The organism is Congregibacter brevis (genome assembly GCF_045689245.1).
Taxonomy (GTDB): Bacteria; Pseudomonadota; Gammaproteobacteria; order Pseudomonadales; family Halieaceae; genus Congregibacter; species Congregibacter brevis.
The window spans coordinates 3,228,715-3,244,744 of sequence record NZ_CP136865.1; the positions used below are offsets into that span (position 1 = coordinate 3,228,715).

The following is a 16,030-nucleotide window of genomic DNA, read 5'->3' on the forward strand; positions in this document are numbered from 1 at the left end:
GAAGCCTGCCTACTGTATTCGGCAGGCCTCACAGCGCATGTAGAGGTGCCCCGGGTCGGCAAAGCTCTCGAGAAAATCGACGCTTTGCCGCACCGGCTCCAACAACGTTGCGATACCCGTGACAAGACCCGGCATAGTTAGCAGACGAGTCCCTCGCATGCTGTCGCTAAGCTGCTGCAGAAACAATTCCCGAGGCGAAAACGCGGGCCCAATGCTAATAAGTCCGTATTCGTCAACACCAAGACCCGCCAGCTCTGCCGCTTGCTCCGCGGCGTAGTCTAAACTGCCCAGGCCGTCGATTAGCCCCGCATCCAGAGCGTCGCTAGCGCTCAACACCCTACCCTGTGCCAAGCCATCAAGAGTGTCCATGTCGATAGAGCGGCTTTCTGAGACGAGCGTGAGAAACTGTCCGTAAAGATCGTCTACGGACTGCTGCAGCACATCCGACAGTTCGGGATCCAAGGCACGATCTGGACGCAGAGCACCTGCAAGTTTTGTAGTACCAACACCGTCAGTTTGAATTCCCCCCTTTGCCATAAGACGCTCGACGGTAGGAAAGGCTGCGAACACGCCAATACTTCCCGTAATCGTTGTAGGCGTAGCGAAAATACGATCGGCGGCGGTGGAAATGTAGTACCCCCCGGACGCCGCAATACTCCCCATGCTCACAACTACGGGCATGCCGGTTTCACGGATGCGCTCCATTTCCGATCGAATAATTTCCGAGGCAAAGACGCTTCCACCACCGGTGTTTACTCGCAGCACGAGTGCTCTAACACCATCTCGCGCCGCGGTGTCGCGAAGAAGCCGAGACAGGGTTTCCGAGCCGATAGTCCCGGGAGGCTGATCGCCCGGAAGCATGTTCCCCTGAGCGGTAACGATCGCCACTTTGGGCAATGAGGGCTCGGCAAGAATCGGGCGCATCCGACTTATGTACTGTCCAAAGGGTATAGCTGCATACCTGCCGTTTTTATCCTGCGCGCCCACAAGTGAGGTTACGTACTTATTCTGTTGCGAGCGATCCAGAAGCTCATCTACCAAACCGGCTTCCAAAGCAAGACGTCCTGCATTTCCACCAGCATCGCGAAGCCGTTCAGGGAAGTTATTCAGCAGCGCGTTAAGGGCATCGGGCTCAAGGTCTCGACGAGATCCAACCGCCTCGCCGTAGGCAGCCCAGAGGTCATTGAGCCAAGCCCGAGTAACGTCTCGCTCTCCCGGCGACATATCATTGCGTAAAAACGGTTCTGCAATACTTTTGTACTCACCCGCTCTGAATACATGCATCGTGACCGAGAGCTTCTCCAGTGCATCAGCAAAGTAGTTGATGTAAACGCTAAACCCCTCCAGCGCCACCCCGCCAAAGGGATGCAACAAAAGCGTATCTGCCTCCACGGCCAGACGGTACTGGTCCTGCGTGTAATAGTCACCGACAGCCACCACTGGTTTACCGCTCTCCCGAAAGCGCGCTATGGCCTCCGCAAGCTCGGTGGTTTTACTTTGACCAATGGACACCAAACCGCCCAACTGAAGAACCAGCGCAGAAATGCGCTCGTCCTCTCGCGCAAGTTCAACGCTATCGATAAGATCCATGAGAAGCGTTTCCCTGCTCGTCGGATCCTGTTCAAAAATGAGGGCGGCTGCCTCTATCTGGCTGCGCTCATCCACTACGCGGCCCGTTGGATCAAGAACCAGAGCTGCTCGCTCCGGAAGAGGCTCTGGCTTCCCCGTGAAAGTTACCCACAAGACCACCAACACCAAAATGAATATCAGGTTAGCCAGCGCTAAACGCAGAATCGTCAGTCCACGCCACAGCGAAAGAAAAATACGTTTAATCAAAAGACTCTAAACCTCGGATATCGCGCCAGCGTCACTCAGAGCCTGCAACTCCCGAGAACGCTGACGCACGTAAAACATTGAGCAAAGAAACAACAATATCACCGCACCGAGCTCGGCCTGCGCACGAAGGCTACCCGGTTCAGCAAAAAGTCGCAGTGTTGCAAATACAAAATAAAGAAGGCTCACAAACGCAAGCCAGGTATAGCTTCTTAAGTGATCGCGAAGCATTCCAGGTATCAGAATAAGCAGCGGCGTGAACCAAAAGAACAGCAAAACGGCGGGAACAGAGCGCTGCCACGCATCCAAGAGCTGAGTACCCAAAAGCAACAGTAAACCTAGCCACGTTCCCAACCAGATTCGTAGCACAACTGAACCTCTGGCAGTTGAGCTCACTTGCTCCGTACTCACGCGAGGCGCTCTGCTGTGAGCGCTACTCGTCGCCCCAGAGCCCGGCAGAGCTGTAGCTCAGTATCATCAATGGCCCGCGATCCATCAGCGCCGGACCAATGCGTTGCACCATAAGGTGTACCTCCAGACCTCGTAGTCATCAAGCCGGCTTCACTGTAAGGCAACCCCATAATCAGCATACCGTGGTGCAAAAGAGGCAGCTGCATGGACAACAAGGTGCTTTCCTGGCCGCCGTGCAAACTTGCCGTGGAAGTAAAGACCGCAGCGGGCTTGTTTATCATGGAACCACTGAGCCAAAGATCAGAGGACTGATCGATAAAGTACTTGAGCGGCGCAGCCATGTTGCCAAAGCGAGTGGGCGATCCCATAACCAGTCCGCTGCAATTCCGCATATCATCCATACTGCAATAGGGTGGACCATCTTCAGGCACACTGTCAGCGCTCTGCTCAGTCTCTGCAGAAACGGGGGCAACCGTGCGTAGTCGAGCCTCGAACCCTGCCACGCTACTCACCCCCCGTGCGACCATGCGTGCCATGGCCTCGGTACTACCTTGCCGACTGTAGTAAAGAACTAAAATATAGGCAGAATCGGGCATAAAAAGAAGCGCTTTGCTAAGGGTGAGACAGGCCTCAGAGTATAGCAAAATGGGCTTACTACTCTCGGCCGTGCTTCCTGATCGAGCTTTCTGCGATAATCATCCTATGGAAACTTCTCTTAATCGTTTACAGAAGCTGCAGCGGCGCGGTCTCTATCTCGCCGCTCGTTATAAAACAGATCGCTGCCGCGACTCCGCCGCCGCTCTGACCTACATGTCGCTTTTTGCTCTCGTCCCTCTTCTGACAGTGCTTTACACCATGGCTTCTGCGGTTCCCGCGTTTCAGGGGCTGGAATCTAATATTCAGGAGCTGATGTTTGACAACCTGGTACCTGAGACATCAGCAGGTATCGAGGAATACCTCTCAGATTTTTCGAGGCAAGCAAAGAACCTCACAGGATTCGGTATCGCCTTCCTGATTGTTACTGCGATCTTAATGCTGCGAAACATTGAGCAGGCTTTCAACCTGATTTGGCGCACTCGCGGTAATCGCAGTACCGTTTCGAGCTTCCTACTCTATTGGGCGATTTTGTCCCTCGCTCCGGTAACCATTGGTTTGGGCCTTGGTGTGAGCACTTTTTTGGCCTCCTTTGCGGGGCGGCTCGAAGAGTGGGACATCATAGGGATTGGCGCCCTCCTATTGCGCATGCTGCCTTTTTTCCTTCAGGTCATGGGCTTTACTCTGGTCTACGCGGCAGTGCCTAACTGTCGCGTACCGGTTAAGCATGCCTTTGTGGGCGGAGTCATCGCCGCGACAAGCTTTAACATCGCACGAGCTCTCTTCACCAAATTGGTTTCAGGATCCAGTATCACGTTTATCTATGGCGCGTTTGCCGCTGTACCGCTCTTCCTCCTTTGGATTTACATCTCCTGGAACATCGTCCTTGTGTCCGCAATCGTTGTGCACAGCCTGTCAGCCTATCAAAGCGAGGCTCAGTCGCGACGACCACTGCTTATCAAGGGACTGGAGGTGCTCGAGACTCTCTGGCAAAGGCAATCCAAAGGCTTACCCCTCAAAGAACTGGACCTGCTGAGCGGAAGGAAGCTCTCAGTAGACGCCGAGAGTTGGCAACAGCTACGTGATTGCTTTTTGAAACACCGCATCATCGCCAAAGACGAACGGGGGCATTACCTCCTCGCCAGGGACTTGCACAGCGTACCCCTATGGCAGGTTCAGCAATGGTTGGACACCGAAGGAGAACTTTCCATCGCGGCCAGAGAAAGCATGCCGGACTGGGAACAACGCGCCATTAAACTTCTCGATGAACAGCAGCAGGGTATTCGAGAACATATGGATGTCCCTCTCGCGACACTCTTTGAACGCTAAATTCTGAGCACTGAAGTCATGACAATTGTTAGAACGCAAGGCCTGCTTAAAGGCATACCACTCATCTTAATGTTGGTGGGCCTCGGCGCCTGCGGACCGCAAGGCGCACAGGATGCCATTAGCTTGGATCACAAGGGCGACTGGACCTTCGTGAACTACTGGGCGAAGTGGTGTAAGCCCTGTATCCAAGAAGTACCAGAACTGAATCTATTACATGCCCGAGAAGGCATCAGAGTACTCGGAGTAAACTACGATGGCGCTGTGGGAGAGGAGCTTCAGGCACAACTTGAAAACCTGAATGTGCAGTTCCCCACGCTCCCCGAAGACCCTGCGGCACGGTATCAAATTGAACGCCCTCAGGTTTTACCCACAACGCTGGTTATCAACCCCCAGGGTGAGCTGAGTGCAGTTTTGATAGGGCCGCAAACCGAAGCGTCTCTGTTGAACGCAGCAGGTCTTACAGAAAGCCACGGCGTAACAGGAGGTCATAGCTTGGGGCCCTCTTAAAACTCAGGGAATGAGCAAAGAGGATCCTACCGTGCGCCGCGCTTCCAGCTCCGCATGCGCACGCTGTACCTCAGCCAGAGGGTAACGCTGAGCAACCGTGACCTTAATCCGTCCATCCAGCACACGATCAAACACAGCCGCCGCGCTCTCTCGCATTTCTTCTTTGCTTGCCACATAGGCCATAAGACTCGGTCGCGTGATAAACAGCGAACCGCGCGCCGATAGTTGCTGTAGATCAAAGGGCGGGGGGCTGCCTGAAGCGTTGCCGAAGCTGACCATCATCCCTCTTGGTGCAAGGCAGTCGAGGGAATCGGTAAACGTAGCGGCGCCAACGCCGTCGTACACAACGGGAAGCATCTTGCCGCGCGTAATCTCTCTAACTTTGCCTACCAGATCCGGCTCGTCGCTCAAAAAGCAATGTGCGTAGCCGTTGGCCAAGGCGAGCTCACGTTTAGCTTCAGTGCTTACCGTACCTATCACCTCGGCACCCAGTGCCGACGCCCATTGGCCGAACAACAGCCCAACGCCACCAGCAGCTGCGGGAAACAGAGTTAGCTGCCCTGACTGCAATGGATAAAGACGCTGAAGCAGATACTCTACGGTAGCCCCCTTGAGAAGTACCGCGGCGGCGGTATCAAAATCGATACCGTCGGGCAGAGGAACCAGGCGCTCCGCAGGCAGTAAAATAGCTTCGCTATAGGCTCCAAACCCTGCCGCACAGTAAGCAACTCGATCCCCTACACTAAGATCGACGCCCTCCCCGACGCTTTCAACAACACCTGCGCCCTCGAGACCGATCCCTGTTGGAAGCGGCAAAGGGTAAAGGCCGCTACGGTGATAAGTGTCGATGTAATTGAGGCCGATGGCCCGGTTAGCCACGCGAACCTGGCCTGGACCAGGAGCGTCGAGCTTACTATCGACAAATCTCAGAACCTCGGGCCCACCTACCTCTTGAATCTCTACTACTTTAACCATTTAGCTAAACCTCGTCTTTTGGCGCAACGCGTTCAAATCACGCGGGAATCCCTACAAAATTCCGTGCACGATTGCTGTTCTTTCAAGCGATCGCGTCGTCCATGGCAGACCAACTGGCGCAGCCTTTTTGCCCCGGACCAGAAGCGACGCACACTTGAAGCTCTGCGATAAGCTCACCAGCCGATTCTTCGAGCATACGTCCTAGCAGATAGTGCGCAAACTCTTCGACTGTGGCGTTAACGATCGGCAACAATAAGGTGTCGGAGCGCAGGAACTGTAGTTCTTCGCCATTAAAAACTACACGGTAATTCTCTCCATCTTCTACTACTGACTGATGAGGCGAGTGCTTAGGCAACACCATGTACTCGTCTAACTCATCACATAACGCCTTTATGCGTCGTTTGTAGACGTTGTAATCTGCAGCAAAGCCGTTGTCACCCATGGGAGCTGCGATCATCGCTGACACCGAATAGTTGTGCCCGTGGAGTCGCTCCCGCTCCGTCGCCGAGAAAATCGTGTAATGCGCGGCGGAAAACTTGTGGCTTTCCTTGTCGATGTACAGTGTTGCAAGACGTTCCATCCAAACCCTCTCTTATCACGTATCCTTCGCGTATTCTGTTGTTTAACTGTCATCTTACGTACAGAAATTTTCGAGGGAGAATAGCATGACCATTGCAATCATTACCGGGGCGAGCGTGGGTATCGGCGAAGCCACTGCCCGCGCGTTTCAAGACGGTGGTTACGAGGTCGTTAATCTCTCGCGCAGGGCTTGCAAGGTCTCCGGCGTACATAACCTTCCCTGTGATCTGGCCGATCCGGACAGCATCGGCGACGTCATTGATGCGCTGTTAAGCCGCATATCAGGCTTGTCAGAAATCAGCCTGATCCATAATGCCAGCCAGATGCGCAAAGACAGCGCAGATAACTGTGCGGACGACAGTCTCAGGGCGGTGATGGAGACCAATGTCATCGCGGCCAACCGTCTCACTCGGGCGCTTCTACCTGGTATGGGTCCGGGAAGCAGCGTGCTATACGTGGGTTCAACCCTGGCGGAAAAGGCGGTACCCAACACCTTTAGTTATGTGGTTTCCAAGCACGCTCAGTTGGGCATGATGCGTTCTACTTGTCAGGACTTAATGGGTTCCGGGATCCACACGGCCATGATCTGTCCAGGGTTCACGGACACAGAGATGCTTAGAAATCATTTAGGGAACGACGAGGCTCTTCTTCAGCAAATCGGTGCAATGAACAGCTTCGGACGGCTTATCGAACCGGAAGAAATTGCCGGGGTGCTCCTTTGGGCGCACCGCAACCCAGTCATTAATGGCTCTGTAATGCATGCCAACCTGGGTCAGCGGGAGAGCTAAGGTGAGCCCCCCCAAGCTTCAAGAACGCCGCGAAAGGGTGTTTATAGTGCTGGCTGGCACCTTTCTTTGCGCCATGACGCTACTAAACGTCATTGGTATTACGCGTTTTGTACAGCTCGGCCCTATGGCTTTGGCGGTGGGTGTCCTGCCCTACCCCTTAACGTTCCTCTGCACAGACTTAATTTGCGAGCTGTACGGAAAAGCACGAGCCAACTTTTTGGTCAGCGTGGGCCTGGGGCTCAATTTCTTGATCCTCTTTGTGCTATTCCTGGGTAACAGCATTCCCTCAGTACCCGCCGATGCCATGCCTCCATGGCAAATCATTCAGTTAGCGGCACCGGTGGCACTTCCAAACGGCGACGTAGTGGAGAGCAGTATCGGCCTCTACCAGCTAATCTATGCAACGACCTCGGGCGCGGTGTTCGCCTCTATGCTCGCCTATATTGCGGCGCAGTATTGCGACGTGCAGCTCTTCCACTTCTGGAAGCGCGTAACCAAAGGGAAACACCTTTGGATACGCAACAATTTCAGTACGCTGATGAGCCAAATGGTCGACTCGGTGATGGTTGTTACGGTGACCTTTGGCGCGGCCTATTTTCGCGGCGACGTAACTACCAAAGCTCTGGCTATTCTGGTGGGGAGCAATTATCTGTTCAAAGCCTGCGTAGCACTATTGGATACGGGTCCATTCTACCTCGCGGTACATTACTTGCGCCGTTACTTGCAGCTAGAGGAAGGCAACTATGCCTCCGCGGAACACGCTCTGCATACAGCTGAAAACCCCGCAAGAGATACGCAAGCTTAAGCGACGCTGCGCAGACCTTCCTCTGCAGACTTTGCAGACTGGCGCAAAATTTCGCCCGCTAGCTCTTCCGCAATCTCACCCGTAGGACGATGGCATCGGTCTGCGCGCTCGAGAACTTCACCAAGACGATCGCCAATGCTCTCAATATGGGCGTTCAGCGTACTGCGCTCCAAAGCGGCGCGCTGATAGTGCACATCGATAATGCCACCGGCGTTGATCAAAAAATCGGGACAATACAGAATGCCGCGGTCTACAAGTCTTGCGCCGTCTTCAATTTCTCGTAACTGATTGTTCGCAGCGCCGGCCACAATCCCCGCGCGAAGACGGCTAATGCTCTGTGCGTTCAAAGCACCACCCAAGGCACAGGGCGCGATCACATCCACATCCGAGAAAAGTATGTCGTCGACCGATACGGGCACTACCCCCAATTCGGATTCTGCCCTGGCCAGGTTGTCGGGATTAATATCTGAAGCCAAAACTTGAGCGCCGGCGTTCAAAAGCATCTCCGCCAGCGCGTAACCTACGTGCCCCAAACCCTGAACAGCAATGCGAACGCCTTGTAAGTTATTCGCTCCCAAACGATGGGCCAGCGCTCTTCGAATAGCCACAAAAACCCCGCGGGCTGTGCTTGGCGAGGGATCACCTCCATGTTCCGTTGCAGCAAAACCACTGACGAACTGCGTGTACTGACTCATCGCTCTAAGGTCCGCTACGGAGGTTCCAGAGTCTTCAGCCGCTATGTAACGACCACCTAAACTGTCAATAAACCCTGCCATAGCTCGCCACAGTTCGGGGCTTTTGTCATTCTTCGGGTCACCAATAATTACCGACTTACCACCACCCAAGGGGAGACCCGCAAGCGCAGACTTATAGGTCATGCCCCGCGAGAGGCGTAGCACATCATCAAGAGCCTCCGCTTCACAGGCGTAGGGGTACATGCGGCACCCTCCAACAGCGGCCCCAAGGCGTGTGTCGTGAACTGCGATAATTGCGCGCAGACCGCTATTGCGATCTGATGCGAACACCAGCTGCTCGTGACCATCGAATGAAGGGGCGCTAAATACTGCCATGGAACCGTTCCTTATTATTAGTGTGCCTGGACAACGTTTAAGCCGCCTCAACGATCTGGACGATGTCTTCCTGTCCCTCTAAACGAGTCAGCAAGGTTGATTGGCGCAGTGCCAATTGATCGCGATTTCGGTCTTTCACATGACCAAAGCCTCGCAGCTGCTGAGGCAAGGCCAACAGTTCGCGGAGCAACTCATACTCCGAATTACCTTTGGCATTCGCTATGTGAGAATTCAGCGACACGATGAGAGACTCATAGTCTTTAATATCCTGCCGTTCCTGACGGCGCTCAGCTGTATAACCAAAGACATCCAAGGCGGTACCCCGGAAGCGTCTCAGCGGCGCTAGAAAGCGAAATGCCGTTAGCATCCACGGGCCAAACTCAGTTTTCTGAAGTTCTCCAGAGTGAGGATCGCGCTTACTCAATAAAGGCGGAGCCATGTTAAAGCGCAGGGTGTAGTCACCTTCGAACTTTGCCGCCACTTTGGCTAAAAACGCCGGATCGCTATAAAGCCTGGCAACTTCATACTCATCCTTGTAAGCCATTAGTTTGTAAAGGGACTTCGCAGCGGTCGCAGTCAGAGAGTTCTCACTCTCACAACACTGATCCACCGACTGCACCGCCTTGAGTATGTCGCGGTAGCGTTGAGCATAGCCCGCATCCTGATAGTCCACGAGACGCGCCGCACGATCTTCAATGAGCTCCGCCGTGGAAAGCTGGGCCAAGGCCGTTTTTTCCGGGAGGAGCGCGAGCACCTGTTCAGGACGATTGGCATAGCGACGGCCGTACACGAAGGCCTGCTTATTAAACTCTACCGCTACACCATTTAGTTCAATCGCTCGCTCCAGCGACGCCGCCGCTACGGGCACCAGCCCCCTCTGCCACGCGTACCCCAGAAGAAACAGATTGCTGGCGATCGTGTCACCCATCAGCGCAGTCGCTATGCGGCTGGAATCCAGAAAATGGCAATCAACATCGCCCACTTCCTCAAGCACTCGCTGCTTCATCGTATCCGTGGGAAAACGTGCATCGGGATTGAGTATGAAACTTGCCGTGGGCACCTCAGCATCGTTTACTACGGCGTGAGTGCGTCCGTGCGCCACCTTGCCCATCGCTTCATAGGTAGTCGTCACAACCAGATCGCAGCCCAACAGTAAGTCAGCTTCACCGGCGGGTATCCGCACTGCCATGATGTCGTCTTGATCATTGGCAACACGTACATGCGAGACCACAGCGCCGAACTTTTGGGCTAACCCAGTCTGATTCATCGTGGCGCAACCCTTGCCTTCGATGTGTGCCGCCATGGCTACCAGTGATGTAATGGTTAACACACCGGTTCCGCCTACCCCAGTGACCACTGTATTCCAAGGACGGTCGTTCAGGTCCGGAAGCTGGGGCTCGGGCAGTGGGTCAAACATCATCTGCGTTGTGTCTACGCGGCTTGGCTTACGTAGGCCGCCACCGGTGACCGTGACAAAGCTCGGGCAGAACCCGCGATTGCAGCTGTAGTCTTTATTGCATGCGCTTTGATCTATTTGGCGTTTGCGACCGAGTTCGGTTTCTTTTGGCACGATAGAAAGGCAGTTGGATTTTACGGAGCAGTCTCCACAGCCCTCGCAAACAGCATCATTGATAAACAAACGCTTGGCCGGATCTTCGATACTGCCTTTCTTTCGGCGTCGACGCTTTTCTGCGGCGCAAGTCTGCTGATAGACGATCACTGTCGCCCCGGGGACCTCACGCAGCTCACGCTGCAAAGCGTCCATTTCATCTCGATGATGCAGGCTCAGTCCGCCTACCGCCGGCAAATGACCGCGCCACTGCGCAGGTTCGTCACTGACTAGTGCGATGCGCTGGACGCCCTCACCGTGAAGTTGTTTCAACAAATCAGGCACTGATAGAGAGCCGTCGATGGGCTGACCTCCAGTCATTGCTACGGCGTCGTTATAGAGAATTTTGTAGGTGATATTTACGCCGGAGGCTACGGCGGCGCGCACGGCGAGAATACCGGAATGAAAATAAGTACCGTCACCCAGGTTCTGGAACACGTGGTCGGTATCCGTGAACGGGGCCTGGCCTATCCATGTAACACCTTCACCCCCCATTTGCGTGAAGGTCAACGTGGGGCGATCAGGCATCCAGGTCGCCATGTAGTGACATCCGATACCACCCATTGCTCGGCTACCATCAGGCAACTGTGTCGACGTATTGTGGGGACACCCGGAGCAAAAGTGCGGAACCCGTTCTGCGACTTCTGCGGGACGCGCCAGCGACAGCTCCTTGCTCTCGATCCATCGGATACGCTCGTCCATCACGGTCGAGTGATAAAAACGTTTAATGCGCGAGGCAACCGCGAGTGCGACCTTGGCGGGAGTGAGCTCGCCAAGGTTAGGCAGGAGATCTTTACCTGTCTCGTCAAACTCACCGATCACTCGTGGGCGCGCTGCCACCGGATAGTTGTAAAGCTGTCCCGTAAGCTGGTCCTCGATGATCGAACGCTTTTCTTCAACGACAAGGATTTCCTCGAGACCATCGGCGAAATCGTGTGTCGCCTGGGGCTCTAATGGCCAGGGCATACCCACCTTGTAGACGCGCAAACCAATCTCGGCTGCAACCGCCGCACTAATACCCATGTCGTCCAGGGCCTGCATGACGTCCAGGTAGGCTTTGCCTGAGGTGATGATGCCAAAGCGCGCCTTTGGGCTGTCGAGAACAACCTTGTTCAGGCCGTTCACCCTTGCAAACTCGCGAGCCGCGTAGATTTTGTAACGATTGAGACGCTCTTCCTGCTCCATGGGCTGGTCAGGCCAGCGCGCATGAACCCCTCCCTCGGGCAATTCAAAGCCCTCGGGAATCACGACCTGAATTCGTGAGGCGTCCAGATCTGCCGAAATCGCCGAATCCATATTCTCGGTAATCGCTTTAAGCGCTACCCAGCAGCCCGAGTAACGCGACAGTTCCCAGCCATAGACCCCAAGATCCAATACTTCTTGAACATTCGAAGGGCTAAGAACAGGAATAGATGCGGCGATGAAGTCGTGCTCGGACTGGTGAGGCAGAGTCGAAGACTTGCAAGCATGGTCGTCACCAGCAACGGCGAGGACGCCGCCAAATTTTGACGTGCCCGCCGCATTGGCATGCTTGAACACATCCATACTACGGTCGACGCCTGGTCCCTTGCCGTACCACATGGAGAACACGCCGTCGTAGCGGGCGCCAGAAAAGAGGTTAGTTTGCTGACTTCCCCATACAGCCGTAGCGGCAAGCTCTTCGTTGATTCCCGGTTGAAAGTGCACGTTGTGCGGCTCAAGCCAGCGACGGGCTTTCCAAAACGCCTGGTCAACGCCTCCGAGCGGAGATCCTCGATAACCAGATACGAATGCCGCTGTGTTGAGCCCACGGTGCCGATCACGCTGATGCTGGAGCATCGGTAGGCGCACGAGCGCCTCGATGCCGGTCATGTACGCCCGATCAACATCGAGCGCATATTTGTCGTCCAAGCTGACGTCTTGCCTGAGCTTCTTGGAGCCGTGAACAGTCTGGTTAGCCATCGGTGAACCCTGCTTTTTTATGCTCGAAAATTCTAAGGTAAATAAAAGGATTTACTATGCTATTTTACTGTCGACTCTCCGTATATTTAGATAAAATATGCGCAATACATTGTGAAAGCACATGATTATGTCTGAAAAGCTGGATAACACAGATTTAGCGATTCTCGACTTACTTCAGAACGACTGTAGTTTGAGTACCGCCGCCATCGCCGAGCGGGTAAACCTCTCCCAGTCACCCTGCTGGCGAAGAATTAGCCGACTCGAGGAGCGCGGACTGATCCGTGAGCGAGTAGCACTGCTGGATCGTCAGGCACTGGGTATGGATGTTGTCGTGTTTGCCACGGTTAATCTCACTGCCACCGGCCGCCAAAATCTACTCAGCTTTGAAGAGGACATAGTCCGCTATCCCGAGGTGATCGAGTGCTACACCATGACGGGAATTTGGGATTACCTGTTGAAAATCGTTACGCGTGATGTGCGCCACTACGAGCAGTTTGTGCGGGAAACTCTGAGTGCCAATCCCGATCTGCGGGAATTGCATTCACACATGGCGGTGACCGAAATCAAAAACAGTACGTCGCTGCCTCTGCAAACACAGGGCTAACTCGCAGTACTTACCAGCCCATCACTTCGCGAACTAACGGGACTGTCAGAGGACGCTGCAGTTGCAACGAGGCTTGATCCAGTCGATCGAGAGCGTCCATGAGATCTGTCATCGCCCTAGCCTGGCGCGAGCATAAGTACACAGCTACCGCCTCAGATAGCCTAAGCCCGCGACGCTCCGCGCGAAACTGTAAAACTCGCAGCTTTTCTTCATCCGAAGATGCCGCTACCGCCCAGGTAACGCCCCCTGCAAGCCGCGAGCTGAGATCCGGAAGCTTTATCATATCCACTGCGGGACGCCGCGCCGCCACCCAAAGAGGGCAATTTGCCGCTCGAGTACGGTTGACCAGGTGAAACAGTGCTTCTTCCCATTCCGGCTGCCCGGCGACAAGTTCAAGGCTATCCAGCGCCAACACGGCTGCGGACTCCAGATCCTGAAAAAGCGCTTCTGGCGGCATGCCTTGCAAGTCGGCGAGGGGAAGATAAAACGCGCCTTCCGTCGCGTGACACAAGGCTTGTAAAAGATGACTTTTACCTTCGCCGGCGCTGCCGTGAATAAACTGCAGCGGCTCCGAGCAAGGATGAGCCATGCTGTCCAGCAGGGGCGCGAGAGACTCTCGAGCACAAAAATTCTCGAAGGTTGCCTCGTCCCGCAGCCCAATCTTTAGCGCAAGCTGTGGAGAACCATCTAAGGCGGCTATCGTCTCAGAGCCCATCGCTCGAACCATCGCCGCTATCATCAAGCCCTGAATAAATCGCGCTATTGCGATAGTGCACAAGCGCATGACTTGCAAACACTTTGATCACCGCGGCTACGGGTAAAGCCACAACGACCCCCACAAATCCCGCGAGCTGCCCCCCGGCCATGAGCGCAAAAATCACCATCACAGGATGCAATCCAATCCGGTCGCCAACCAGCACCGGTGTAAGCACCATGCTTTCGATAAGCTGTCCAATTCCAAAAACTATCGCAACGTAAAACAAGGGCAGAGGCTCGTGAAACTGCAGCCATGCAGCTACCAAGGAAGCCGTGATTCCTACCATGAACCCCAGATAAGGAACGATGCTTGCGAGGCCAGCTATAAGCCCAAGGAGAAGTGCAAGCTCCAAACCAACCACGTAGAGACCCCCAGCGTAGAGAGCGCCCAGCGCGCACATCACAATGAACTGACCGCGAAGAAAGGCACCGACAACTTCATCAGCTTCGCTGACCATTTGTAAAGTGCCGGCTTGCCAGGCTTTAGGCATCAGTCGCAAAACACGCTCTGCGATGTCGTCCCAATCCCGCATCAGATAAAAAGCGACGACGGGAACCAGAGCAATGTTTGCGAGGCCCAAAAGGAGTCCCAGACCGGAACCGGTAACACGAGAGATAGTGCTCGCGGTAACTTTACCCAGAGACTGCCAGTTTTCGAGCAATTGTGCCGACCAATCGATCTGTGGAAGGCTTGCGCCAGTGACCAGAGTCCGCGACTGGAGCCAGGGGATGGCTACATCCCTTAACCAGGCGTATACCAACGGAATCCGCCCCACCAAACCATCCAGTTGCTGAAGCAACACGGGCACGGCAAAAAACAAGGCCATCAACGAAAGGCTGGTGAAAAACAAGAACACCAAAATAACGCCGAAGGTTCGGCTCCCACCCCTTTCTTCGACACGATCTACAAGAGGGTCGCCCAGGTAGCCGGTCAATGCTCCGAGGACAAAGGGCAACAAGATCGGTTGCAGGAGATAAAAGAGCAGTGCGATGACTGCAAAAACTGCGAACACGAGCGGCCAACGATTGACCGGTATCTCCGCCTTGGTGTCGAACTCAGTTGGATTATCGCTCATGGTATCCATTCATAGGACAAGCCGTCCTGTCCGGGCTCCCGCGGAAGCGGAACAAATCGGCCATCCAACTCAATGATTCTCGCCAGCTGCTGTAAACCGGTCTCTGCTTCTACCCGCATGCTCACTTGATCTCCGATAAGACTCTCAGGTACCACAGAGCGCACTGCCTCAAGCGACCCAAGTGCTTCCTGCAAAGCCCGGTAGTCCTCATAAGCTCGGATGCCACGGAGCACGATCTGATAGCGCTCGTCGCTTTCGGCACTGAGTGTCACGCCATACTGTTCAGCCAGGGTCGCCGCGACCAGTTCTGCTCCCGCATTGGTGAAGCTCTGGAGGCTGTCGGCGGTGCTAGAGCGGCTCCGCCAACGACCATTGTCCAAATATCGCCAGTCCCCTACCCAACTGCCATCGGACAATCGTGCCACCCGCCCCGCCAACAACTCCGCACCGCGATAGCGACCCGAGGCATCAATTAGCGCTGAGGAAGATTGCCGCCAGGCCTCTCCAGGGGATATCGCAGCCGTATCCGAAAGGTCGTAGAGGGGCGTTTGCAGGGGAACGCCACGGCGCTGAAAACTATCCCTAAGCATCGCGTCGGCCTCAGGCGCCGCTTCCATCGAAGCAAATCGACGCCCACCGCCATCACTGATGACGAGCCACGCGAGCACCAAAGGTCTATTTGCGGTCCAGAGGCGCAGATCTGCATCACCCAGGAGCTTTTGCACCGCCTGCTCGTCGTATTCAAGGCGGAGTGACAAATCGCCTTGGGCACTCTCTTCATAGCTGTAGCCCAGGAGGTAGCCTTGAGCATCGTCAAGGGCTTTCAGGACCTCAGGCCGTTCGATTGCTTCAGGGTTCCCCGAAGCTTTTATCACCACTTCCGCAAGGCCCGCTTTGCGCGCCGCCGACAGCGCAATTGCGTCTCTTCCCTCGACGAGGATTCGCGCTCCGTAGATATCATCCACTAACTCAGCCTGCGCAGACGCGATCCACAGCAGGCTGATGCAGACAAAGAGAGCACTCGGCAAAGAACGTTGAGAGGGAAATCGTGACATAACGCCATTGTAGCAGCGCGCGCGGCGTCTTTTGCAGTGGCATTAACAGCTCTCGCTCTTTACTGACGGGCCCGGGGCGCTACACTGCGCGCTCGTCT

The 16,030-nt window shown here is 54.9% G+C and carries 15 protein-coding genes; 5 read left to right on the top strand and 10 right to left on the bottom strand.

Annotation, left to right across the window (positions count from 1 at the left end; all coding sequences use genetic code 11):
* Positions 1-9 precede the first annotated feature (9 nt).
* From sppA to wrbA, 3 genes are read right to left on the bottom strand one after another with little or no spacing between them, the layout of a single operon-like run.
* The gene (sppA, locus tag R0137_RS14290; protein WP_407327078.1) at positions 10-1,836 is read right to left on the bottom strand and encodes a signal peptide peptidase SppA; all 1,827 of its coding nucleotides are present in this window, start codon (positions 1,834-1,836) and stop codon (positions 10-12) included.
* A gap of 6 nt (positions 1,837-1,842) precedes the next feature.
* Positions 1,843-2,244, bottom strand: a complete 402-nt coding sequence (locus R0137_RS14295; RefSeq protein WP_407327079.1) for a DUF2069 domain-containing protein — start codon at positions 2,242-2,244, stop codon at positions 1,843-1,845.
* Positions 2,241-2,840 carry an NAD(P)H:quinone oxidoreductase gene (gene wrbA / locus R0137_RS14300; protein WP_407327080.1) on the bottom strand — a complete coding sequence of 200 codons (600 nt, stop codon included), beginning with the start codon at positions 2,838-2,840 and terminating at the stop codon, positions 2,241-2,243. Before wrbA ends, R0137_RS14295 begins: the two co-directional genes overlap by 4 nt.
* 106 nt (positions 2,841-2,946) lie before the next feature.
* Here wrbA and R0137_RS14305 point away from each other — a divergent pair, with 106 nt between their 5' ends.
* The gene (locus tag R0137_RS14305) at positions 2,947-4,167 is read left to right on the top strand and encodes a YihY family inner membrane protein (protein ID WP_407327081.1); all 1,221 of its coding nucleotides are present in this window, start codon (positions 2,947-2,949) and stop codon (positions 4,165-4,167) included.
* A gap of 18 nt (positions 4,168-4,185) precedes the next feature.
* Positions 4,186-4,674, top strand: coding sequence for a TlpA family protein disulfide reductase (locus R0137_RS14310; protein ID WP_407327082.1), 489 nt, complete (start codon positions 4,186-4,188; stop codon positions 4,672-4,674).
* Positions 4,675-4,677: 3 nt separating this feature from the next.
* Here the strand turns inward: R0137_RS14310 and R0137_RS14315 are convergent, their stop codons facing one another.
* Together R0137_RS14315 and R0137_RS14320 are read right to left on the bottom strand one after the other, a co-directional pair.
* Positions 4,678-5,649, bottom strand: coding sequence for a quinone oxidoreductase family protein (locus R0137_RS14315; protein ID WP_407327083.1), 972 nt, complete (start codon positions 5,647-5,649; stop codon positions 4,678-4,680).
* Between the two features lie 82 nt (positions 5,650-5,731).
* Entirely contained in the window at positions 5,732-6,229 is a 498-nt protein-coding gene (locus R0137_RS14320; RefSeq protein WP_407327084.1) for a 6-pyruvoyl trahydropterin synthase family protein, read from the bottom strand.
* Positions 6,230-6,314: 85 nt separating this feature from the next.
* Here R0137_RS14320 and R0137_RS14325 point away from each other — a divergent pair, with 85 nt between their 5' ends.
* A complete protein-coding gene (locus tag R0137_RS14325) occupies positions 6,315-7,016 on the top strand; it encodes an SDR family NAD(P)-dependent oxidoreductase (protein WP_407327085.1) in 702 nt (233 codons plus the stop codon).
* Entirely contained in the window at positions 6,988-7,821 is an 834-nt protein-coding gene (locus R0137_RS14330) for a queuosine precursor transporter (protein WP_407327086.1), read from the top strand. Before R0137_RS14325 ends, R0137_RS14330 begins: the two co-directional genes overlap by 29 nt.
* On the opposite strand, the gene R0137_RS14335 is transcribed toward R0137_RS14330, so the two are convergent.
* Together R0137_RS14335 and R0137_RS14340 are read right to left on the bottom strand one after the other, a co-directional pair.
* Positions 7,818-8,891 carry a Glu/Leu/Phe/Val family dehydrogenase gene (locus tag R0137_RS14335; protein ID WP_407327087.1) on the bottom strand — a complete coding sequence of 358 codons (1,074 nt, stop codon included), beginning with the start codon at positions 8,889-8,891 and terminating at the stop codon, positions 7,818-7,820. The two genes, R0137_RS14330 and R0137_RS14335, sit on opposite strands and share 4 nt — an antisense overlap.
* Positions 8,892-8,928: 37 nt before the next feature.
* On the bottom strand, positions 8,929-12,441 hold the full coding sequence (locus tag R0137_RS14340; RefSeq protein ID WP_407327088.1) for an indolepyruvate ferredoxin oxidoreductase family protein: 3,513 nt from the start codon (positions 12,439-12,441) through the stop codon (positions 8,929-8,931).
* A 127-nt stretch (positions 12,442-12,568) separates the two neighbouring features.
* On the opposite strand from R0137_RS14340, the gene R0137_RS14345 reads away from it, so the two are divergent.
* Entirely contained in the window at positions 12,569-13,045 is a 477-nt protein-coding gene (locus R0137_RS14345) for an Lrp/AsnC family transcriptional regulator (RefSeq protein ID WP_407330027.1), read from the top strand.
* Positions 13,046-13,055: 10 nt separating this feature from the next.
* On the opposite strand, the gene hda is transcribed toward R0137_RS14345, so the two are convergent.
* The 3 genes from hda to R0137_RS14360 are packed head-to-tail and all read right to left on the bottom strand — an operon-like array spanning position 13,056 to position 15,932.
* Complete coding sequence (gene hda / locus R0137_RS14350) at positions 13,056-13,760, bottom strand: DnaA regulatory inactivator Hda (protein ID WP_407327089.1); 705 nt, start codon at positions 13,758-13,760, stop codon at positions 13,056-13,058.
* Entirely contained in the window at positions 13,750-14,877 is a 1,128-nt protein-coding gene (locus tag R0137_RS14355) for an AI-2E family transporter (RefSeq protein ID WP_407327090.1), read from the bottom strand. The genes hda and R0137_RS14355 overlap by 11 nt, the downstream gene beginning before the upstream one ends.
* Positions 14,874-15,932: a DUF2066 domain-containing protein gene (locus R0137_RS14360; RefSeq protein ID WP_407327091.1), complete on the bottom strand. Its 1,059-nt coding sequence runs from the start codon at positions 15,930-15,932 to the stop codon at positions 14,874-14,876. The genes R0137_RS14355 and R0137_RS14360 overlap by 4 nt, the downstream gene beginning before the upstream one ends.
* Positions 15,933-16,030 lie beyond the last annotated feature (98 nt).